Annotated in this window: 26 protein-coding genes; 23 read left to right on the top strand and 3 right to left on the bottom strand. The window is 40.6% G+C overall.

Annotation, left to right across the window (positions count from 1 at the left end):
* The first annotated feature begins 59 nt into the window (after positions 1-59).
* From GPA07_RS12750 to GPA07_RS12715, 8 genes are all read left to right on the top strand, one after another.
* Positions 60-941, top strand: a complete 882-nt coding sequence (locus GPA07_RS12750; RefSeq protein ID WP_008356909.1) for a transcriptional regulator CcpC — start codon at positions 60-62, stop codon at positions 939-941.
* Between the two features lie 101 nt (positions 942-1,042).
* Positions 1,043-1,468, top strand: a complete 426-nt coding sequence (locus GPA07_RS12745) for a DUF4275 family protein (protein ID WP_157292630.1) — start codon at positions 1,043-1,045, stop codon at positions 1,466-1,468.
* A 181-nt stretch (positions 1,469-1,649) separates the two neighbouring features.
* Complete coding sequence (locus tag GPA07_RS12740) at positions 1,650-2,126, top strand: flavodoxin (protein WP_008356912.1); 477 nt, start codon at positions 1,650-1,652, stop codon at positions 2,124-2,126.
* The gene (locus GPA07_RS12735; protein ID WP_008356916.1) at positions 2,116-3,009 is read left to right on the top strand and encodes a WD40/YVTN/BNR-like repeat-containing protein; all 894 of its coding nucleotides are present in this window, start codon (positions 2,116-2,118) and stop codon (positions 3,007-3,009) included. The genes GPA07_RS12740 and GPA07_RS12735 overlap by 11 nt, the downstream gene beginning before the upstream one ends.
* A gap of 49 nt (positions 3,010-3,058) precedes the next feature.
* Positions 3,059-3,484, top strand: coding sequence for a flavodoxin (locus GPA07_RS12730; RefSeq protein ID WP_034738594.1), 426 nt, complete (start codon positions 3,059-3,061; stop codon positions 3,482-3,484).
* A 109-nt stretch (positions 3,485-3,593) separates the two neighbouring features.
* On the top strand, positions 3,594-4,304 hold the full coding sequence (gene dapD / locus GPA07_RS12725) for a 2,3,4,5-tetrahydropyridine-2,6-dicarboxylate N-acetyltransferase (protein ID WP_008356921.1): 711 nt from the start codon (positions 3,594-3,596) through the stop codon (positions 4,302-4,304).
* 37 nt (positions 4,305-4,341) lie between these two features.
* Entirely contained in the window at positions 4,342-5,517 is a 1,176-nt protein-coding gene (locus GPA07_RS12720) for an N-acetyldiaminopimelate deacetylase (RefSeq protein ID WP_071169170.1), read from the top strand.
* A gap of 50 nt (positions 5,518-5,567) precedes the next feature.
* The gene (locus GPA07_RS12715; RefSeq protein WP_008356926.1) at positions 5,568-5,810 is read left to right on the top strand and encodes a YkuS family protein; all 243 of its coding nucleotides are present in this window, start codon (positions 5,568-5,570) and stop codon (positions 5,808-5,810) included.
* Between the two features lie 21 nt (positions 5,811-5,831).
* Here the strand turns inward: GPA07_RS12715 and GPA07_RS12710 are convergent, their stop codons facing one another.
* On the bottom strand, positions 5,832-6,641 hold the full coding sequence (locus tag GPA07_RS12710; protein ID WP_157292628.1) for a mechanosensitive ion channel family protein: 810 nt from the start codon (positions 6,639-6,641) through the stop codon (positions 5,832-5,834).
* 272 nt (positions 6,642-6,913) lie between these two features.
* Here GPA07_RS12710 and ahpA point away from each other — a divergent pair, with 272 nt between their 5' ends.
* The 3 genes from ahpA to rok all read left to right on the top strand — a co-directional run bounded on the left by ahpA (position 6,914) and on the right by rok (position 9,258).
* Positions 6,914-7,456, top strand: coding sequence for a biofilm-specific peroxidase AhpA (gene ahpA, locus GPA07_RS12705; protein WP_008356930.1), 543 nt, complete (start codon positions 6,914-6,916; stop codon positions 7,454-7,456).
* 280 nt (positions 7,457-7,736) lie between these two features.
* Complete coding sequence (locus GPA07_RS12700) at positions 7,737-8,195, top strand: TlpA disulfide reductase family protein (protein ID WP_008356933.1); 459 nt, start codon at positions 7,737-7,739, stop codon at positions 8,193-8,195.
* A gap of 481 nt (positions 8,196-8,676) precedes the next feature.
* The gene (gene rok, locus GPA07_RS12695) at positions 8,677-9,258 is read left to right on the top strand and encodes a transcriptional regulator Rok (RefSeq protein WP_008356936.1); all 582 of its coding nucleotides are present in this window, start codon (positions 8,677-8,679) and stop codon (positions 9,256-9,258) included.
* Between the two features lie 62 nt (positions 9,259-9,320).
* Here rok and GPA07_RS12690 read toward each other — a convergent pair whose 3' ends face one another.
* Positions 9,321-10,238: a sigmaE regulated sporulation protein gene (locus tag GPA07_RS12690; RefSeq protein ID WP_071167685.1), complete on the bottom strand. Its 918-nt coding sequence runs from the start codon at positions 10,236-10,238 to the stop codon at positions 9,321-9,323.
* An 82-nt stretch (positions 10,239-10,320) separates the two neighbouring features.
* On the opposite strand from GPA07_RS12690, the gene GPA07_RS12685 reads away from it, so the two are divergent.
* Genes GPA07_RS12685 through moaD form a run of 6 tightly spaced genes read left to right on the top strand, consistent with a single transcriptional unit; the run spans position 10,321 to position 14,455 of the window.
* Positions 10,321-10,902 carry a molybdenum cofactor guanylyltransferase gene (locus GPA07_RS12685; RefSeq protein ID WP_071167684.1) on the top strand — a complete coding sequence of 194 codons (582 nt, stop codon included), beginning with the start codon at positions 10,321-10,323 and terminating at the stop codon, positions 10,900-10,902.
* 29 nt (positions 10,903-10,931) lie between these two features.
* The gene (locus tag GPA07_RS12680) at positions 10,932-11,948 is read left to right on the top strand and encodes a thiazole biosynthesis adenylyltransferase ThiF (RefSeq protein ID WP_008356941.1); all 1,017 of its coding nucleotides are present in this window, start codon (positions 10,932-10,934) and stop codon (positions 11,946-11,948) included.
* Positions 11,949-11,957: 9 nt separating this feature from the next.
* Positions 11,958-13,232: a molybdopterin molybdotransferase MoeA gene (locus tag GPA07_RS12675; RefSeq protein WP_197227317.1), complete on the top strand. Its 1,275-nt coding sequence runs from the start codon at positions 11,958-11,960 to the stop codon at positions 13,230-13,232.
* Positions 13,214-13,738 (top strand): molybdopterin-guanine dinucleotide biosynthesis protein B, encoded by a 525-nt coding sequence (gene mobB, locus GPA07_RS12670; protein ID WP_157292624.1) that lies wholly within the window; start codon positions 13,214-13,216, stop codon positions 13,736-13,738. The genes GPA07_RS12675 and mobB overlap by 19 nt, the downstream gene beginning before the upstream one ends.
* A complete protein-coding gene (locus GPA07_RS12665; RefSeq protein ID WP_008356946.1) occupies positions 13,735-14,229 on the top strand; it encodes a molybdenum cofactor biosynthesis protein MoaE in 495 nt (164 codons plus the stop codon). Before mobB ends, GPA07_RS12665 begins: the two co-directional genes overlap by 4 nt.
* Positions 14,222-14,455, top strand: a complete 234-nt coding sequence (gene moaD / locus GPA07_RS12660; protein ID WP_008356948.1) for a molybdopterin converting factor subunit 1 — start codon at positions 14,222-14,224, stop codon at positions 14,453-14,455. Before GPA07_RS12665 ends, moaD begins: the two co-directional genes overlap by 8 nt.
* Positions 14,456-14,501: 46 nt before the next feature.
* On the opposite strand, the gene GPA07_RS12655 is transcribed toward moaD, so the two are convergent.
* Positions 14,502-14,879, bottom strand: coding sequence for a Rok-like winged helix domain-containing protein (locus GPA07_RS12655; protein WP_071167681.1), 378 nt, complete (start codon positions 14,877-14,879; stop codon positions 14,502-14,504).
* 519 nt (positions 14,880-15,398) lie between these two features.
* On the opposite strand from GPA07_RS12655, the gene GPA07_RS12650 reads away from it, so the two are divergent.
* The 6 genes from GPA07_RS12650 to pfkB all read left to right on the top strand — a co-directional run bounded on the left by GPA07_RS12650 (position 15,399) and on the right by pfkB (position 21,035).
* Complete coding sequence (locus tag GPA07_RS12650) at positions 15,399-16,025, top strand: YknW family membrane protein (protein ID WP_008356952.1); 627 nt, start codon at positions 15,399-15,401, stop codon at positions 16,023-16,025.
* Between the two features lie 9 nt (positions 16,026-16,034).
* Positions 16,035-17,144: an efflux RND transporter periplasmic adaptor subunit gene (locus tag GPA07_RS12645; RefSeq protein ID WP_071167680.1), complete on the top strand. Its 1,110-nt coding sequence runs from the start codon at positions 16,035-16,037 to the stop codon at positions 17,142-17,144.
* The gene (locus tag GPA07_RS12640; protein WP_008356956.1) at positions 17,141-17,842 is read left to right on the top strand and encodes an ABC transporter ATP-binding protein; all 702 of its coding nucleotides are present in this window, start codon (positions 17,141-17,143) and stop codon (positions 17,840-17,842) included. The genes GPA07_RS12645 and GPA07_RS12640 overlap by 4 nt, the downstream gene beginning before the upstream one ends.
* Positions 17,829-19,022 (top strand): ABC transporter permease, encoded by a 1,194-nt coding sequence (locus GPA07_RS12635; RefSeq protein ID WP_008356958.1) that lies wholly within the window; start codon positions 17,829-17,831, stop codon positions 19,020-19,022. Before GPA07_RS12640 ends, GPA07_RS12635 begins: the two co-directional genes overlap by 14 nt.
* Positions 19,023-19,371: 349 nt before the next feature.
* Positions 19,372-20,127, top strand: a complete 756-nt coding sequence (locus GPA07_RS12630; protein ID WP_071167679.1) for a DeoR/GlpR family DNA-binding transcription regulator — start codon at positions 19,372-19,374, stop codon at positions 20,125-20,127.
* Positions 20,124-21,035, top strand: coding sequence for a 1-phosphofructokinase (pfkB, locus tag GPA07_RS12625; protein ID WP_071167678.1), 912 nt, complete (start codon positions 20,124-20,126; stop codon positions 21,033-21,035). Before GPA07_RS12630 ends, pfkB begins: the two co-directional genes overlap by 4 nt.
* The last annotated feature ends 7 nt before the right edge of the window (positions 21,036-21,042 follow it).

Below are 21,042 nucleotides of genomic sequence, written 5' to 3'. Positions count from 1 at the left end.
ATTATTTATATAATGACCATATCGAATAAGAAAAACTTATCAAGAGAAGGAGGGTGCTCATGCAGCTTCAAGAGTTACATATGCTTGTTGTCCTAAGTGAAGAATTAAATATGAGAAAGGCATCAGAGCGGCTCTTTGTCTCACAGCCTGCATTATCTCAAAGGCTGCAAACGATCGAAAAGGAATGGGGAACCAAAATCTTTTTTCGTTCACAAAAAGGACTCACTGTGACTTCAGCAGGTGAACAGATTATTCAATTTGCTAAAGAAGTCACGACGGAGCAGGATCGAGTGAGGGAGAGAATTGATGAGCTTGAAGGGGAGATTCACGGTACGCTCAAGCTTGCCGTTGCATCCATTATTGGTCAGCACTGGCTGCCAAAGGTATTAAAGCGGTATGTCGAAAAATATCCAAATGCCAAAGTGTCCCTTGTGACCGGCTGGAGCAGTGAAATGCTCAAAAGCTTGTATGAAGACCATGTGCACATTGGGATTATTCGCGGAAACCCTGATTGGAAAGGTACAAAGGAATATTTGATGACAGATCATTTATATTTAGTCGATTCTGTGATCAAGGACGTCGATGAGTTAATCGAGACAGAACGGCCGTTTATTCAATTTAAAAGCGACAGCACCTATTATCAAGAAATCCAGCACTGGTGGCATCAAAAGTTTAAAGTCTCGCCAAAGCAGACGATTCTTGTGGACCAAATTGAGACATGTAAACAAATGGCTTATCATGGCATCGGCTACGCCATTTTGCCTTCTGTCACCTTGTATGACCATGAAAAAAGTGTTCATAAAACACCGCTCGTTGACGTAAATGGAGAACAAATCGGACGTGACACATGGCTTTTAGGATATGAAGCATCTTTTCAGTTAAAGCAGGTCCAAGCATTTGTTGGTGTAGTAAAAGAAATGCTTGAAAGCGAGGCTGTGTAAGTACCTTCTGAAAGACGTCGATAATCAAACGTACTGGCCTGAATTGAATGTTGAATAGATTTGGCTGGTTATCATTCTACGAAAAGAAAGCAGATCACATGATGAGAAATAAACAAAGCAAGAAGATCGACATACCGAAGTGGGGAAAATATTTACGAGGGAGATGGCGTGAACGTTTTGCAAGCCATCTTTCATTAGAAGAACAAAAAGAGATTGGGATGGATGGTTTTCTATGGCACCTATGCAGCTGGGAAAAGGTTGAGTGCCTTGAAAAAGATGAAGCGATCAACGCATTTCTTCATCAAACAAAGCATAAATGTACCATTTTTTATCAATTTGTGGACGAAGCATATCTTTTTGAAAACGCTAGTGCACTCTCAATGAATGATGTACCGTATAAAAAGGATGATATGGATTACAGCGATATGTATGTCATGGATTGGGAGGAACACTGGACATTTGTGATGACGCACGAAACCGCTTGTGGTCCATATTTTATTCAGACACATAAAACGAGTGAATCATAAAGCAATGAAATCTTGATCATTTGAGAACCGCCTTCCAATTGGAATGAGCGGTTTTTTTGTGGATTATTGTGATGTGAAACAATGTCTTTTCATAAAAACATTTGACAATGAAAATCATTATCATTTAAAGTGTACATATAATAATTGAAAATGATTATCATTTAGATGAGGTGACCAATAGATGAAAGCACTAATTGCATTTGCGAGTATGTCTGGCAATACGGAAGATATAGCAGCGATCTTAAAACAAACGCTTGAAGGAAAAGGGATAGAAACAGAGATGATGGAATTTGACGATACGAGCGCAGAAGATCTTTCTTCATACGATTATGTATTGATCGGCTCTTACACATGGGGTGATGGTGATTTGCCTTATGAAGCTGAGGATTTTTATGAAGAGGTCTCAACTCTTGAACTTAGTGGCATCAAAGCGGCGGTATTTGGATCAGGTGATTACAGTTATCCGAAGTTTTGCGAGGCTGTCCATACATTCCATGACATGCTGAAATCAACAGGTGCATCCGTATTTCCTGAAACATTGAAAATGGAACTTGCGCCAGATACAGATGAGGATGTGGCGTGCTGCGAGGAGTTTGCAACGAGTTTCTTAACGTGGGCAGCTTTGTCTGAGAAAAGAGCTGAACATCATGTTTCATAAAGGTGCAACGGCCGTTGCTGCATCTAAAAGTGGCGGATACTTTGTAGCGGTCAAACGAGAAGGTATTTTTCACTACAGTGTTGAGAGCGGCTGGCAGCAACTGTTTAAGCTCAAGCATAAAATCCACGCCATTAGCTATATTGGTCCTTATTTGTTTGGTGTTGGTGAAAATGGAACAGTCATCCGATCAGGAGATGAGGGCAATACATGGGCGATATCATCATTTCCAACAAATGCAGTCGTTTGGTCTATTACAGGGCGCAAAGATGGTTTTGTGTTTGCACACGGAAAGCACAGCATTTATGTGTCAACTGATTTCGGGATTTCCTGGGAAATTATGAAGCCATTTGCTCATGTGAATCAGCCTCCAGTGATTCGTTCGTTATGTATAGCAGGTGATCACCTTTATATTGGAACGCAGATTCATGAGGTGCACGGAGGCATATGGGTGTATGACTTGCAGAGTGAACAGGTTTTTCTGCTAAACAGAGAAGAGCACCGAATGACAGCGTCTATGCTGTTTTGTCAGAAGCATCTTCTTGTCTGTGCATTAGGCTCTAAAAAAGGCAAAAAAGGATCTGTTCAAATTTTAGACTTACATACAAATGTTCTTCATGATATTCAATCACAAGCCTTTGCTAGAGAGGAATCATTTTTGGATGTGTCAGAGGATAATGGCATCATTTATGTGACTACCTCACAGGACGAACACGGATATTCTAAAGTGTATCAGCTCGATATAGAGCAAAAAGAGCTCAAATGGTTTGACACGATCAAAGGACACGGTTTTCGTGTCGCCAATCAAAAAGAAAATTTTTTCTGTGCAGGATTATATGAAAGTAAGTTTGTCAGGCCTTATGAGGAGCCTGCGCTGATTCATTAATAAGGAGGAAGAAAAAGTGACGGAAAAGGTTTTATTGGTGTATGCCACGATGTCAGGAAATACAGAAGCAATGGCTGATTTAATTGAAAAGGGATTAACGGAAGCAGGAGCTAGCGTGGACCGGCATGAAGCGATGGATATTGATGCTGAACTTCTTCAGGATTACTCGTACATTATGTTAGGTGCATATACATGGGGAGATGGTGATCTTCCAGATGATTTTATTGATTTATATGAAGAAATGGATGAGCTGGATTTGACGGGTAAAGCATTCGCAGTATTCGGTTCTGGAGATACATCATATGAACATTTCTGCGGAGCTGTTGACTTAATTGAAGAAAAGGTAAAGGAGTTAGGCGGTGAAATTGTCCTCCCATCCGTAAAAATTGAGCTGAATCCAGAAGGAGAGGAAGAAGAGGAACTGATTTCTTTTGGCAAACAATTTGTTCTTCTTCACCAGCAAGAAGCGGGATAATGGAGCCCGCTTGTTTTATTTGCCAATATGGAGACGATTCTTTCACTTGTCATTAAAACTCTCCTTTGATACAGTAATGAAGTATAAATTAAGAGGAGGACATACATACATGAAACAAATGGATGCGAATGAAATTATTTCATTTATTCAAAATAGTACAAAATCAACACCTGTTAAAGTCTATATCAAAGGGGACTTAGAAGGTATTGAATTTGGTGAACATGCAAAAACATTCATCACAGGTAGCACAGGTGTTGTCTTCGGTGAGTGGAGCGAAATTCAAGTAGCTCTAGAATCAAACAAAGACAAAATTGAAGATGTTGTTGTGGAAAATGACCGCCGCAACTCTGCGATTCCTATGTTAGATTTAAAAAATATTAAAGCACGTATTGAACCAGGTGCCATCATTCGTGATCAAGTTGAGATCGGTGATAATGCCGTCATCATGATGGGTGCATCTATTAACATCGGTTCAGTCATCGGAGAAGGTACGATGATTGATATGAACGTGGTTCTTGGCGGTCGTGCGACAGTAGGTAAGAACTGTCATATCGGTGCTGGATCTGTTCTTGCAGGTGTCATTGAGCCACCTTCTGCTAAACCAGTTGTCGTAGAAGATGACGTTGTCATCGGTGCGAACGCTGTTGTTTTAGAAGGTGTGACAATTGGAAAAGGTGCGGTTGTAGCAGCTGGTGCGATCGTTGTAAATGATGTGGAGCCTTACACAGTTGTAGCAGGAACACCTGCAAAGAAAATCAAAGACATTGATGAAAAAACAAAAGGTAAGACTGAAATCAAACAAGAACTGCGTCAGCTTTAATTTTTACCATTCGCAGCTGAAGACATAGACGTGGATGATGTATCCACGTCTTATTCGTATAGAGGAAAGGAAGCGAGTGCACTTGTTAAATCTTGAGCAATTAATATCCATTCGAAGAGATTTGCACCAAATTCCTGAGCTTGGTTTCCAAGAGTTCAAAACACAAGCTTATCTCATTGAGCATCTCAAATCGTATCCAAAAGATCGAATTGACATGGAAACATGGCGGACTGGACTCTTTGTGAAAGTGAAGGGGACAAACCCAGCGCGCGTATTTGCTTATCGCGCAGATATGGACGGCCTGTCTATTCCAGAGGAAACTGGCTATTCATTTCAATCTGTACATGAGGGGAAAATGCATGCGTGTGGACATGATTTTCATATGACCATTGCCCTTGGTATCATTGATTATTTTGTTCATCACCCAATCAAAGAAGATATACTCTTTCTTTTTCAACCGGCAGAAGAAGGACCTGGCGGAGCTGAACCGATGCTTGCAAGTGATGTCTTGAAAAAATGGACGCCAGACTTTATTACAGCGCTGCATATTGCACCTGAATATCCAGTCGGAACGATTGCAACAAAACCGGGTCTACTATTTGCCAATACGAGTGAACTAGTGATTGATTTAGAAGGAAAAGGCGGACATGCCGCTTATCCTCATTTAGCGAACGATATGGTTGTGGCAGCAAGTGCACTTGTAGGCCAGCTGCAATCTGTCATTTCACGTAATGTGGATCCTCTAGATAGTGCAGTGATTACAATCGGCACAATTTCAGGAGGAACCGCTCAAAACATCATTGCACAACACGCGAAACTGGATGGAACCATTCGCACGCTCTCACCAGAGTCGATGGAAAAGGTGAGAAAACGAATTGAAGCACTAGCAAAAGGAATTGAGATAGGCTACGAATGCAAAGCAACAGTCCGTTACCCTTCATCCTATTACGAAGTGGACAATTCAAAGGATATGACAGAAGAATTTATGTCATATGTCGCCGAAGAAGGACTTGCGAATGTGATTGAATGCAGAGAAGCCATGACAGGAGAAGATTTTGGCTACATGCTGAAAAAATACCCTGGATTCATGTTTTGGTTAGGGGTAGATTCACCGTATGGGCTGCATCATGCAAAGCTGACACCTGATGAAAAGGCTATTGAAACGGCTGTGAATGTCATGACGGCCTATTTCAAAAAGCAAGCGGGTGAATGAATAATCGAGCCACCTCCTGTACACCTTATGAACAGGAGGTGTTCTTGATTATGACAAGAATTGGTGTAGAACCATCTTTATCCGATGTGGAAGAACTTTTGAAACAAAAAGGGTATGATGTCGTACGTATTCAAAATGAACAGCAAATGGATCAGTGTGACTGCTATGTGGTCACTGGACTAGATTCAAATGTTCTTGGCATTTCAGACACAACGACAAAGGCATCTGTCATTACAGCGTCAGGTATGACAGCTGATGAAATTTGTCAAGAAGTAAAACAGCGTGTTCAATAAAACACAAAAAGAACCGGGAGATTATGATCCTGGTTCTTTTTGCTCTTTTTCTAGATCGAGTACTTCTTTCATTTTTTTGCGCAAGATTCGTTCTACCCGCCATTGCTCCATTGTTTCAGTTTTCGCAATGATACGCAGCACGAGAGAAGAGGAACCGAATGCTTCCACTCCAACAACTTGAGGTCCTTCGATGATTTGAGGTGTTTCTTCCCGCACTTCATCACAGGCTGCTTGCAAGGTTGTGATCATCTGATCCACATTCTCATCTAGAGATAATTCGATATCAACGAGTGCCTGCATCGTTCCCCTTGAATGATTGCTTACATTGAGTATACTTCGATTTGGAATGAAATGAAGAGTACCATCAAAGCTTCTTAGCTGCGTTGTTCTAAGTCCGATTTGTTCTACGATCCCATCAAAGCCTGCAACCGTAATATACTCGCCGACATCAAATTGTTTTTCTAACAGAATAAAAAATCCAGTCACAATATCACTGACTAATCCCTGTGCGCCAAATCCAATCGCAAGTCCAATGACACCTGCGCCAGCTAGTAAAGCGGTTGGATTATAATGAAATAGGTCAAGGATCATGACAACTAGAATAAAAATCAATAAGTAGGCGAAGATATTTAACGTAAGACTTTGCAGTGTCTGAGCTCTTGATAAAGAGACGTCATGCTTGTTAGAGAATTTTTCGTAGGCGCGCTTAATCATCTTGTTTCCTACGGCTCTTACGACAAAATAAATCACAAAAATAGCGATTAATTTTAACAAAATCATACTGCTATTGAGGATGATGGAAATCCAATCTACTTGTTCAAATGCTTTCATGATTTTCAAAACCTTTCTATGTATGCGCTAAAAGAGAAGCTAATCATTTGTTCCCTTATGCAAGTCATGTTAAACTTTTATTAGTTGCAGCGATAGATTGTGACAGGGCGTTAATTAAATTTATTATTAATTAATATTGACTAAAAATCGCTTAAGTATTATAATTATGTTTGTGAAGTTATTAACTAAATGAGAATTCAACCTTTTGATTCTCATTTTATATACAGCTAAGAAGTCTGTATAAAGATATTATTTTATGGAGGGATTTACATATGGCAGAGCGTTTTGTAGGAAAACAAGCTCCACGTTTTGAAATGGAAGCAGTACTTGCTAACAAGGAATTTGGTAAAGTTAGTTTAGAGGAAAACATGAAGAATGACAAATGGACAGTTCTTTTCTTCTATCCAATGGATTTCACATTTGTTTGCCCAACTGAAATTACAGCAATGAGCGATCGTTATGATGAGTTCGAAGACTTAGATGCAGAAATCATTGGTGTATCTACTGATACAATTCATACGCATTTAGCTTGGATCAACACAGATCGTAAAGACAATGGTCTTGGTCAATTAAAATACCCGCTAGCTGCTGACACAAACCACACAGTATCTAGAGAATACGGCGTTTTAATTGAAGAAGAAGGAATCGCACTTCGCGGTCTATTCATTATTAACCCAGAAGGCGAACTTCAATACCAAACAGTATTCCACAACAATATCGGTCGTGATGTAGATGAGACATTACGTGTTCTTCAAGCATTACAAACTGGTGGACTTTGCCCAGCGAACTGGAAACCTGGTCAAAAAACACTTTAATTGATAGCTGAAGAAACAGAAGGGTCTAACTGATGTTAGACCTCAGATTGTTGACAAAGGGCTAAAATGATCTTAATTTTAGCCCTTTGTCTTCTTTTCAGCGTGACCTGAAAACCTTTGCAGTCTAGGAAGGACGAGTACCGGAGCGGAGCGAATTTGACATTCGTGAGCACCTGCACGCAGGACTGACAAAGAATGCGAGGGTTTGTCTACACGCTGGGGTCTAACTGATGTTAGACCTTTTTGTTTCGACACATACAATGGATGGAGGCGCTTCAAAATGAAATTACGTCAACCGATGCCAGAACTAACTGGTGCAAAAGAATGGTTAAATGGAGAAGTAACAAGAGAAGAATTGATTGGTGATAAACCAACATTGATCCACTTCTGGTCAGTTAGCTGTCATCTTTGTAAAGAGGCGATGCCGCAAGTGAATCAATTTCGTGATCAATACAAGGATCAACTAAACGTTGTCGCAGTTCATATGCCGCGTTCAGAGGATGATCTAGATCTAGATAAAATCAAAGAGGTCGCACAGGAGCATGAAATCACACAGCCTATATTTGTGGACAGTGAACATAAACTAACAGAAGCATTTGAAAACGAATATGTACCAGCTTATTATGTATTTGATAAAACAGGTGCTTTACGTCACTTCCAAGCTGGCGGAAGCGGTATGAAAATGCTTGAAAAACGTGTCAACCGAGTTCTTTCTGAGTCTGAAAAGGCTGCAGAATAGGCTTTCCCCCATGATTGGGGGTTTTTTCATGGAAAAAAACAGGAGACATATGACACTGGACGAATGTGATTGTATCTGTTCTTCCTAGGAAAAGAGAAAATGAGGGACGCCATTAAAAAATATTCCCTTAATAAAAAAGGCATATTGACCTATTTACATTTTTGTTTTGAAATGAAGATGTAAAAATTTTAACTTTTTACGATTCAGAACGTTTTTGCACAAAAGAAATTTCAGTTTGATAAATAACTATATAAATCAAGTAGTTTAAGTGTTTATTCAAATTTTTTACAATTTTTTAGTGTTTGTCAAAAGCCTACAGTGGCAATGAAATGGGTGCCGATTTTTCTTCTTTGGCAAAATTTTAGTTGAAAATACCTATCTGATAGCAAACTGTAAAACGATAAAAAAATAGTTGATAAAATTAGTTTTCTAATCTAATATTTACTATAGAATATTTTTTATATGATGAGGGGGAAGTCCATTGTTTAATGAGAGGGAAGCGTTACGTTTACGATTGGAACAATTAAACGAAGCAGAAGTAAAGGTCATCCGTGAATATCAAATTGAACGAGATGCGATTTATGCAAAATTAAGAGAATTAGACCGTCAAGGGACAGGTCTAGTAACAGATACAAAAAAAGAAGTGCGTACAGAGAGAAAACCGGATTCATTACCTGTATTAGCTGAGCTTGCTGCACAAGAAATGAGAAGCTACCAGCAGCCTTCGCAATCGCAATCAACTGTTACATCATCTTTAGGAACAGGTCAGCTAAATGGTGCACCTGTAGGTATTCCTGAAGGATCTACAAGACGAAGAAGAGGCACAGCTCGACCTGGTTCAAAGGCAGCTAAGCTTCGTGAAGCTGCGATCAAAACGTTAAAGCGACATAATGCGGCGATTAAAAGCTCCGAGCTTCAAAAAGAGATTGAAAAAGAGAGCGGTCTTGAAATTCCAAATATGACAACGTTTATGCAAAGCTTAATTAAAATGTACCCTGAAGTGAAGAAGCCTTATCGCGGACAGTATATTTTAGAAGGCGACATTCAAACAGAAGACGAATAAATAAAAAAGAAACTGCTGAGCGTAAACGCCAGCAGTTTTTTCTTTCTTATATCAAGAACGGATCACTTTTTTTGATCAACTGTATAGACATACTTTCGCTCCTTAGGCATGTTGTCACGCTGCTTTTTAAATCTGTCAATCTTCACTGTCATGACCTCGCCATTACGCTGCACTGCATCCACTTGTGCCTGGAGCGATTCTACTTGTTCGTTTAGTTTCTTCAAAATAGGTTCGATTTCTTCCGTTGTTTGCAGCGTGTGATCTTGTGAAAATGGCTGCGGATTTGTTTGAGCAGACTGGTCAATATCAGCAAAGTGGGAGGCGATCCATTCTTCGCTTTCTGCTAGCTGTTTTTGATAGCTTGTGAGCGTTTCATAAAAAATCGCTTCTTTTGCTTTTTCGATGTGCAGCAATTTTTCTTGTGTTTCATAAAAACGCTGCTGAAGATGTCTGACGCCTTCTTGTAATAAATGGAGCTCTGCTTTTTTATCGCCAAGAGTTTGCTGCAGCTTTTCAATCACAGCCGATAAAGTATTTCCTTTTTTCTCCTCTTTTGCAAGACGTTTATCTTGATCTAGTAACCGGTTGTTTAATTGCTGAGACATTTCCTTATATTTTACAACCTTCAAATGCAATCGGTGCTTTTCTTCTGTTTCCTTTCTTCGATGGTAGGTTTCCTTTTGCAGCATTTCATGGAGAAGGACAATTTTATGTAATAATTCGGATTTGCTACAGGAGAGATCTTGTATTTTAGAGGCTGCATCGTTTTGATCAATGGTCATTTCATCCAATTGTTGTTTTAATTGAGTGAAATCCTTTTTCATCTCATGATATTCTTGAGTTAACTTTTTATTTTTAGAATACGTATACGTGGACTGTAAATCAGAAATCATTTGTTGATATTTGGCAGTTTCAGCTTTTAAATATAAATTCTCTTGAGATAGATCATGGAAAAGGGGAGAAGCATGGCGCCGGTTCATAGGTAGACCCTCCTTATTCATGTTACCAATAAAGTATGCAAAATGAGTGCGATTAGAACAACCATATCAAAGGGGTGAGATGATGAGCGTAGTGAATGTGATACTAGCTGGAGGAGCTTCCAGACGTTTTGGAGAGCCAAAGGCAAGTTATTTGTATCAGGGGAAACCACTGTATGAGCATGTTAAAAAGCAGCTTTTAAATGAGCAAATCATCGTCATCAGTCACCCAAATCTTCTGCCTTTTTTCAAAGAAAGAGGTGAACAAGCTGTCTGGTTAGATGATGAACAGGTCCGTGGAAATGGGCCGCTTGCAGGAATATATACCGCTATGCAAAAACAAGAAGCGGAGTGGTATTTGGTGACGGCATGTGATATGCCTTTTATACGAAAAGAGACAGCGGAGGCATTATCGTCCTATTGCAATGAGCATGTAGATGCCGTTGTCCCGCTTGTACAGGGAAGGTTACAGCCTTTATTTGCGCTTTATCACCGCCGCTGTCTGCCGTTTATTCAGACATGTATCAAAGAGAATCAATTAGCCATCAAAGATTTACTTAAAAAGCTTAGCGTCTGCGTTGTTACAGAGGACGAACTGAAAGCGGAAGCAAATGAATTTCATAATATCAATAAAAGAAGCGATTTAACTGAAAACGGTATGATATGATACATAAAAACGATGAGGAGAGAACAATATTGAACGAGCGATATTCAAGACAAATTTTGTTCCCTCCGGTAGGGGAAAAAGGCCAGCAGGCGCTTTGTGAAAGTCATGTCCTGATCGTTGGCGCCGGTGCACTTGGAACTGCTTCTGCTGAAGGACTTGTCCGGTCTGGAATTGGCACTTTGACGATTGTAGACCGTGATTATGTAGAATTCTCAAATTTACAGCGGCAGCAGCTGTACACAGAACATGATGCAAAGGCGCATGTGCCTAAAGCGGCTGCGGCCAAAAAACGTCTGCAAGAAATCAATCATGAAGTGATCATACACGCCCTTATTGAGGATGCAGGGGTGGAACTGTTAAGGCCGTTATTTCAGAGAGCAGATATCGTCATTGATGCGACAGATAATTTTGAGACAAGAATGGTGATGAATGATTTATCATTAGAAACGAATACCCCTTGGATTTACGGTGCCTGCGTGAGCAGTCAAGGGATGTATATGACCATTCTACCGGATAGAACCCCTTGCTTATCATGTGTATTTACAGCAATGCCTGCCGGGGGATTAACGTGTGATACTGCAGGAATTATTTCCCCCGCTGTTCAAATGGTTTCGGCTTATCAGCAAACGGAGGCGCTGAAATATTTAACAGGGCATGAAGAGCAAATGGAGAAGAAGTTTGTCACATTTGATTTATGGCAGTTATCTTCGTTTAAAATGGATTTATCTCGAACGAAGCAGGAGGATTGTCCATCTTGCGGTACAAACAGAACCTATCCATATTTGGATGAACAGCGTAAAAAAACGGCGGTTCTGTGCGGGCGTGACACAGTCCAAATCATATCAAAGGATTTAGAGAATCTTTCGTTTCAGCATGTGAAAGAGCGTCTGTCACCTATTTGTGAGGTGGAAGTGAACGATTTTTTAATCCATATACGCTATGAAACGTATCGTCTTGTCTTTTTTAAAGGAGGACGTGTATTAATTCATGGGACAAATGATGAAAAAGCAGCGAATTCATTACTAGCAAGACTGCTAGGCATATAGGAGTGAGATGTGATGGAAAGACGACAGCCAATTCCAGTAGAAGAGGCCATACAGAAAGTCTGCCAATTTCAAAAGCATGGACAAGTTGAATGGGTTCCTTTAAAGGACAGCCTTGGAAGAATGATTGCAGAGGATATTTTAGCAGACCATGATGTTCCTGCTTTTGACCGTTCTCCGTATGATGGCTTTGCACTTCGGGCAGAAGATACGAAAGAAGCATCAAAAGAGCACCCTGTTGAATTTGAGGTGATTGATCATATTGGGGCAGGGATTGTTTCGGAAAAAACGATCGGTCCTTTTCAAGCTATTCGCATCATGACAGGAGCAAAGATTCCAAATGGAGCGAATGTCGTCATCATGATTGAACTGACGAAGACCTTTGAAAAAGATGGGAAATCATTTATGTCACTTAAAAGACCTCTGCAAAAGGGGGACAATATTTCTCGTCAAGGAGAAGAGACGCTCAAAGGGAAAGTGATGGTTGAAAAAGGGACAAAAGTAACCCCAGGCGTCACGGCCATTTTGGCGACGTTCGGGTATGCGGTTGTGCCAGTCGTCAAAAAACCAGTGATTGGCATCATCTCAACAGGCACAGAGCTTCTGCAAGTAAGTGATACAATGGTGGATGGAAAAATTCGAAACAGTAATCTTAGTATGGTCTACGCTCAGGTGGTTGAAGCTGGAGGAGAGCCGCTTGATTTAGGCGGTGTATCCGATGATTTCGAGCTAAGCTATCAAGCAGTAAAATCAGCCTTAAGCAAAGTAGACATGCTGATCACAACAGGCGGTGTATCAGTGGGTGATTTTGACTTTTTACCTGCTATTTATGAAAAGCTAGGGGCAAAGGTGTTGTTTAATAAAGTGGCCATGAGACCAGGAAGTGTGACAACTGTTGCTGCGCTGCCAAATGGTCAATTGCTGTATGGGCTGTCAGGAAATCCTGCTGCTTGTTTTGTTGGCTTTGAACTATTTGTGAAACCTATGATCAATCAATGGTGCTTGAAAGTGAATCCATATCCTGTTTTTGCTGAGGCAACGCTGACACATGATTTCCCAAAAGCCAATCCCTTCACCCGATTTGTCAGGGCAGCACATCAATTCACTGGCAGTCAGTTGAGTGTAACGCCAACAGGTCTTGATAAATCAAGCGCGGTGACCTCTATTGCGGATGCTGACTGTTTCATCGTTCTGCCTGGAGGAACAAGAGGTTTTAGGGCGGGTGATCAGGTCAAAGTTTTGCTGTTTCAGCACGAAGGCGGTGCCCCATGCTGGACACCAAATTAAACATATTACAAGTGGTCGGCTATCAAAACAGCGGCAAAACCACGCTGATCGAAAAGATATGTCAGCTGGCTGATCAAGAGGGATTGAAGCTGGGCTGTTTCAAACATCACGGACATGGCGGGAAACCAGACCGTCAGTTCAAAGAAAAAGATACGGATCGATATGTTCGAGCGGGAGCGTTTGCCGCAGGTGTGGAGGGAGAAGGTGAATTTCACTTTTCAATGAAGCACATTACGTTAGAGCAGCTGCTCAACATGTGTAAACATCTCCCGTTAGATGCTGTCCTGATAGAAGGATACAAACAAGCGCCTTACCGTAAAATCGTTTGTGTAAAGAACGAACAGGAGCTCATCGACCTTTCAACACTTTCTCATATACAAGCAGCCATTTATGTTGATCAAGAGATACAATTAACCGAGAATTACCCGTTTCCTGTGTTTTCAGCATTTGACCAGTGCGGGATGACATTTGCTTTTCACTTATTGAAGGGAGGCAGACTCGCATGAATGATGAGCTTTTTAACATAACAAAAAAGCCGATTGATGTGAATGAATTGATTCAGCATGTGACAAGACGAAAAGCGGGCGCAATTACGACGTTTATCGGGACGGTACGCGAGTGGACAAATGGTAAAAAAACGCTGCGTTTAACCTATGAAGCATACATACCAATGGCCGAAAGCATGTTGAGGCAAATTGGACAAGAAATCAAGAAGCGCTGGCCTGATACTGAAGCGGCCATTGTTCATCGAATTGGAACACTTGACATATCTGACATTGCAGTCGCAATAGCTGTGTCATCTCCTCATAGAAAAGCTGCGTACGAAGCCAATGAATACGCTATTGAACGAATCAAGGAAATCGTTCCAATTTGGAAAAAAGAATACTGGGAAGATGGAGAGGCCTGGATAGGTGATCAGCTTGAAACCGTTTCTTATCCTGAAGGAAAACCTAGTGATCTTCAACTTAACGAGAAAGAAGGTAATCGGCATGATTAGCGTATTATTGTTCGCCGGCCTTGCTGAGAAGGCCGGTAAACAACAAATCATCATTCAAAAAGATCAAACAACGGTTGATGAGATTAAAATAGAATTACAGGAGGTATATGGTGTTGATACTGCACAGAACGTAATGGTTGCAGTCAACGAAATATATACGAGGGAAAATGCTGAGGTGCGTAGCGGGGACACTGTTGCACTCATTCCTCCTGTAAGTGGTGGATAATAGATATTAGAGGATTTGGTTATGGCCAGCGGCTGTAACCAATTTTTTATGTGTGAAAAGCTTGAAGAGGTACTTGGGTATGATCTTCGTAAATAAAACATCCCCGTCGTGCTTTTGAAATGTGAGGATCGAGCTGCTGAATGAGATCATACAATTCACTGATTCGTCTCACATTAAAATCTGTTCGGGCTTGAAGCTGTTCTTTTAATTCTTTTGTGCTTACGATGCTTCCCTTTTTCTCTTTAATAATATCTACACATCTTGCCGCGTAGTATATTTTGTCGTTAGAAGGTCTGCTCTCTTTCATATCTAGCAATTTGAGTTCGTGATAAATCTTTTCTCTCTCCTTTCGAAAGTATTGCCATGCTTCTTGTTCCTTTTCATACAGTAAAATCAATTGCATTTTCAATTTTTCTCTTAACATTCACTTGACTCCATTTCCACTATCATTTAACCTACCTCTATTTTACATTATATGAAAAAATAACATTCGATCAAGTAATATCCTTTTATTTTTATTTTTTTAATATGAAAGTATTGATACTAAAGACTCACTCGTTCTATAAAAGGCGCTAAACATAGCCCTATAAAGCCGGGACTCATCGGGATTACTAGGAGTATTTTAACAAAAAATTGCTGTGTCTACCTGGGACCATCCCAATGCAAAGGAAAAGGATATTTATTCCGAAAGGCATGTTATTTACTTGATAAAAGGTTTTTAGGTAAGTAAAAGCATGATTTTTTGATATGAATATGGTCTGATCAAGGTGTCCTTTGGAGGATGTCGTTCATGAAAATAGAATAATAGATACCATCCTATCTCAATGGAAATAAAGAAAATCAATTGATCCATCACTTATTGGCAATCTTTTGCTAAAATAGAATTAGCAAGGGAATAAATGAATGTTTACATACTTACTTCATATGGAGAGGATGTCATCAGATGAAAGAAACATTAAACAAGCCTACGATCATAGGCGTGAGCACAAGGCCAGCAGAGCATTTAAAAAGAGTGTGGGAAAATCCAGTCGTGTGGTGGCCATTATGCTGCGTACTTGTATTGACAGTCATTGTCACTTATTTATCTGAACTCGTAAATGCTGGATTGTGGGCGGATTTAAGCCTGCCGCTACCTATTGTGTATGTGACGACACTTATTGGTCTTATTCTGGGGATTGTCATCAACGCTGCAATCTATAAGTTTATCGTTTTTTTAGCAAAAGGAGATGCGTCGTTTCGGCAGATGTTTTCAGGTGTGCTGTACATCACACCTATTACGATCATAGGAACGATGATTTCTCATTTGGCAGTCATCTTTTTCCATGTTCCAAAGGACATAACTGTCACGTCATTAAACGCACTCATTCACCTATCAGGTCCATGGCATGCCGTGTTAGCCAATATTGATCTGTTTGTCATTTGGAATCTCGTTTTAACAGGCTTTTTATTTATCAAAGTCGGCCGTATTTCGCCAAAAATATCTTGGATCATTGTGGGCGTTTTTTATGCACTATCTTTAATCTTTCAATATGTCGGAACGGCAATCAACATGTCTGTAAGCTGGGGGTAGAGTGTATTTATGAGAAAGAAAATCATCGTTGGATCCATTTTCATTATTGTGATTGGTTTATTTATTGGATTTAACATTGCAAAGAATCAGTCGAAGCCTGCTTCTTCGGCAGCAACATTTAAAACAGTTAAACTCACGCCAAAAGAAATCATCTCGACTGTGATGACACCTGGGACACTGTCATTCTCTGAGGAGCAGTTCATTTATGGCGAAGAGGAAAAAGGAAAACTGAAAGAGATTACTGTGAAAGAAGGAGAAAAGGTAAAGGCAGGGACTCCTCTTCTTACATATGAAAATAAGGAACTCGAGCTTGAAGAACAGCAGCAGGCTCTAGCGGCTGAATCAAGCTCACTCAAACTCAAACAATTGCAAAATAGACTCAACGAATTAAATGAACAGCAAGGAGGCGAGGCGGGCTCCAATTCGAAAAACGAGCGAGAGCAGCTTGAGTTGGAATTGAAAGCCGCTGAATTAGAGCAAAAACAAGCTGAGCTGAACCAAGAAAAAGTAAAGACACAAATAGAAGACTTAACGATACATAGCAAGATTGAAGGAACAGTGATATCTGTAGAACAAGAGGCTGGAGCAGGGAAGCTGGAAGAGAGACAGCCGATAATTCATATTGGTAATGAGAAAAAAATGATCGTGCGAGGTTTAATCTCTGAGTATGACGCTATTAAAGTCAAAAAGAAACAAACAGTAAAGGTAACGTCTGATGTCATTCGCGGAAAGAGCTGGCAAGGAGTCGTGAAAAAAGTAGGGGCTGTTCCTGCCCAGGCAACATCCGAAACAACGGCGGGCGATCAAACTGTGCAATATCCGGTCGAAATTGAAATAAAGGGAAAAAAACCTGATGCAAAACCAGGCTTTAAAATGATCATGGAAATTGAAACAGACAAGCGCCAAGCCCTAATGATTCCTGAAACAGCTGTGAAAAAAGAGAAAGATGGGTCATACGTTTATGTCGTTGAAAAGAATGTACTAAAGAAAGTAAAAGTGGCATTAGGGGAAACGTCAGGACATGATCTTGAAGTGACAAAAGGTTTAACGAAAGAGGATCAAATCATTGCAGAACCATCAGATGACATGTATGACGGAATGGAAGTGAATGCTGAATGATTCAGCTTTCAAACGTGACGAAAAGCTATGAGGTGGCACAAGAGTCATTTGATGTATTGAGTAAGATTGACCTTGTCATTGGAAAGGGAGAGTATATGTCGATCATGGGGCCGTCGGGCTCTGGGAAGTCGACGCTAATGAATATCATCGGATGTTTGGACCGCCCAACCTCAGGGCAGTACCATTTTCAAGGCAGAGAGCTGTCAGTAGCAAAGGATCAAGAGCTTGCAGTGATTCGAAATCAATCCATTGGATTTGTTTTTCAGCAATTTCACTTGCTGCCTAGATTAAATGCGAGGCGTAATGTAGAACTTCCGATGATCTACGCTGGAATCAGTCAAAAGGAAAGAAAAGAACGTGCGGAAATGGCACTTGAAAAGGTTGGCTTGGCTGATCGAATGAAACATATGCCAAGCGAGTTATCAGGAGGTCAAAAGCAAAGAGTGGCCATTGCACGGGCGATTGTCAATGAGCCTCAGCTCATTTTAGCTGATGAACCAACAGGCGCTCTTGACTCAAAAACAAGCTTCTCGATTATGGAACAGTTTACACAGCTGAATGAGGATGGGACAACGGTTGTGCTTGTCACTCATGAAGAAGAAATCGCTGCGTATACAAACCGGACGGTCGTTGTGAGAGATGGCCGCCTCGCTCACGATAGATTGACACAAGGGGACGCTATGAATGAAACTCTTTGAAAATATCAAAATAGCGCTGAATTCTGTCCTAGCACATAAATTACGTTCTGTTTTAACGATGCTTGGGATCATTATTGGTGTTGGATCGGTCATTGCCGTCGTTGCCATCGGTCAAGGCGGTGAGCAAATGTTGAAAGAATCGATTTCAGGTCCAAATAATACCATTGATATGACATATACGCCTTCTGATGAAGAATTAAATGCAAATCCAAATGCTTTATTCGAAGCCTCATTTACTGAAGAAGACATACAAAGTATCAAGACAATGAGCGGGGTAAAACAGGTGGCCTCCTCAACTGCACAAGGAATGCAATTGAGATTTCAGGATACGACGGTTGATGCGACAGTTACCGGTATTAATGAAGGTTATACGAATGTACATTCACTGGAGATAGCAGAAGGACAGGACTTACGTGATATTGATTTTCGAAGCGGCAGAAGGGCAGCCGTCATTTCAGAAGGTGTAAAAAAAGAACTATTTAACGGACAGAATGCCATTGGCGAAATGATTTGGATGAACGGACAGCCAGTTGAAGTGATCGGCGTAATAGCAAAGCAGAAAGGGATGTTTTCATTTGATATGAATGAAATCTATGTCCCATTTGCTTTGCTTACAACTGTATTTGGTTTAAATGAATACGACAAGTTGTCTATTCAAGTCGCACACGCTGATCAAATGAAAGAAGTAGGAAAGAATGCCGCTGCACGATTAAATGAAAATCACCATACAGAAGATGCTTACGAAATGATCAATATGGAAGAAATTGCAGCAGGCATCGGCCAAATTACAACTGTGATGACAACGATTATTGGCTCTATTGCTGGTATCTCATTACTTGTCGGCGGCATAGGTGTCATGAATATTATGCTTGTATCTGTGACAGAGAGGACAAGAGAAATTGGAATTCGGAAGGCTCTTGGGGCAACCCGGCCTCAAATACTCGTCCAGTTTTTAATCGAGTCTGTCGTTTTAACGCTGATCGGCGGTGTGATCGGGATTGCCCTCGGCTTAGGCGGTGCATCGCTTGTGTCATTTTTTGCAGGCTGGCCGTCTCTTGTCTCGTGGGAAGTGGTATGTGGTGGTGTCCTGTTTAGTATGCTCATTGGCATTATGTTTGGGCTGATTCCTGCCAATAAAGCAGCAAGACTTGATCCTATTGAATCCCTCAGGTATGAATGATACTGAACGCGTCTTTCAAAGACGCCGCCAAGAAGATAAGTTGGATATAAATAGCGAGATATTTCGCCTTACATCCGCCGCCTGAAGCCTTTATGCAAATCGCATAAAGGCTTTTTTTAGATCTATTGAATGAAATGAAAAATGATAGAAATGCTAATATCATGACTTTCATCTCAATGTCACATATTTTTCAGTTTACAAATGGTACATATAAAGGTAAGATGACCATTGTGAAAGATTTTGATAGTTATTGAATGTATTTGATTGTTTTGTATTGATAATGTTGAAAAAAGCGATTACAATAAAGGTGCGCGCAAAATGAATACGTTTTCAAAAGGAGGTGTTTTCAATGTTAACACCAGAAAGACATCAACTCATTATCGACTATTTAGAAGAAAACGATGTCATCAAAATACAGGACTTAACGATTATGACGGATGCGTCTGAATCTACAATTAGAAGAGATTTATCAGCCCTCGAAGAAAAAGGCTTTCTCAAAAGAGTTCATGGAGGAGCAGCTAAAATATCTAGTATCCGTCTTGAACCAGATGTATTTGAGAAAGCTGCCAAAAACCTTCATGAAAAGTCATTGATTGCAGAGGCAGCAGCGTCTCTTTTGAAACAAGGCGATTGTATATACTTAGATGCTGGTACGACAACACAGCAAATGATTGAATTTATTGATCCAGATCAAGATATTGTTGTGGTGACAAACGGTGTCATGCACATTGAAGCACTCATGAGAAAAGGTATTCCTTTTTACCTGATAGGCGGATCAGTGAAACATCGAACAGGGGCCATGGTGGGAGCCGCAGCTTTGACAGCTATGGAAAATTACCGTTTTGACAAAAGCTTTGTTGGGACGAACGGCATTCATCCCGAGGCGGGGTTTACAACACCTGATCCAGAAGAAGCGCTCATTAAAAAAAGAGCCATGAAGCAGGCGAAAAAAACCTATATCTTATCAGATGCCTCAAAGTTTGGCGAAATATCGTTTTCAGCCTTTGCTAGTTTACAGGAAGCCACCATTATCACAAACGACGCAAAAGAGGATTCATTCGATAATTACCATGAAAAAACGGTTATAAAGGTAGTGAAAACATGATTTATACAGTTACTTTAAACCCATCAGTTGATTACATCGTACACGTGGAGGATTTCGCTGTCGGCGGTTTAAATCGTTCAACCTATGACAAAAAATATCCAGGTGGTAAAGGAATCAATGTCTCAAGGCTTCTAAAACGTCACGGTGTTGAATCAAAAGCACTCGGATTTATTGGCGGATTCACAGGCAAATATATTCAAGACTTTTTACAAAACGAACAATTACAAACAGCCTTTCACGAGGTGTCAGAAGATACACGCATTAATGTGAAACTAAAAACAGGTGAAGAAACAGAAATCAACGGGCTCGGTCCAAATATTACTGAAGCACAATTTGAGTCGTTTCTCTCCCAATTTACTTCATTGGCTGAAGGCGACGTTGTTGTATTAGCAGGCAGCATTCCTTCCTCACTGCCTCATAACACATATGAGCGTATTGCTGGTGTATGTGCGCAGCAAGGAGTAAGAGTTGTACTTGATATTTCTGGGGAAGCCTTAAAAAAAGCAGCAGATATGAAACCGTTCTTAATGAAACCAAACCATCATGAGTTAGGTGACATGTTTGAAACGAGTATTTCATCTGCAGAAGAAGCCATTCCTTATGGGAAAAAGCTGTTAGAACAAGGTGCTGAACATGTCATTGTATCCATGGCAGGAGATGGCGCTCTCTTATTCAGTCAGGAAGGGATTTTTCAGTCCAATGTTCCAAAAGGCACGCTGATCAACTCAGTTGGTGCAGGGGATTCAGTCGTTGCAGGATTCTTAGCCGGCGTTGCTAAAGGTCTTTCAATTGAAGAATCATTTAAGCTTGGCGTCACATCAGGAAGCGCTACCGCTTTTTCTGAGGAGCTTGGTACAAAAGAGCTTGTCGATACACTATTGCCACAAGTAAAAGTCACACGCATTTAAAGGAGGA

Source organism: Bacillus sp. ms-22, from assembly GCF_009759805.1.
GTDB classification, from domain to species: Bacteria; Bacillota; Bacilli; order Bacillales; family Bacillaceae; genus Bacillus; species Bacillus xiamenensis.
The sequence above is the reverse complement of the archived record's forward strand: the minus strand, read 5'-3'. Positions and strand labels throughout refer to the sequence as shown.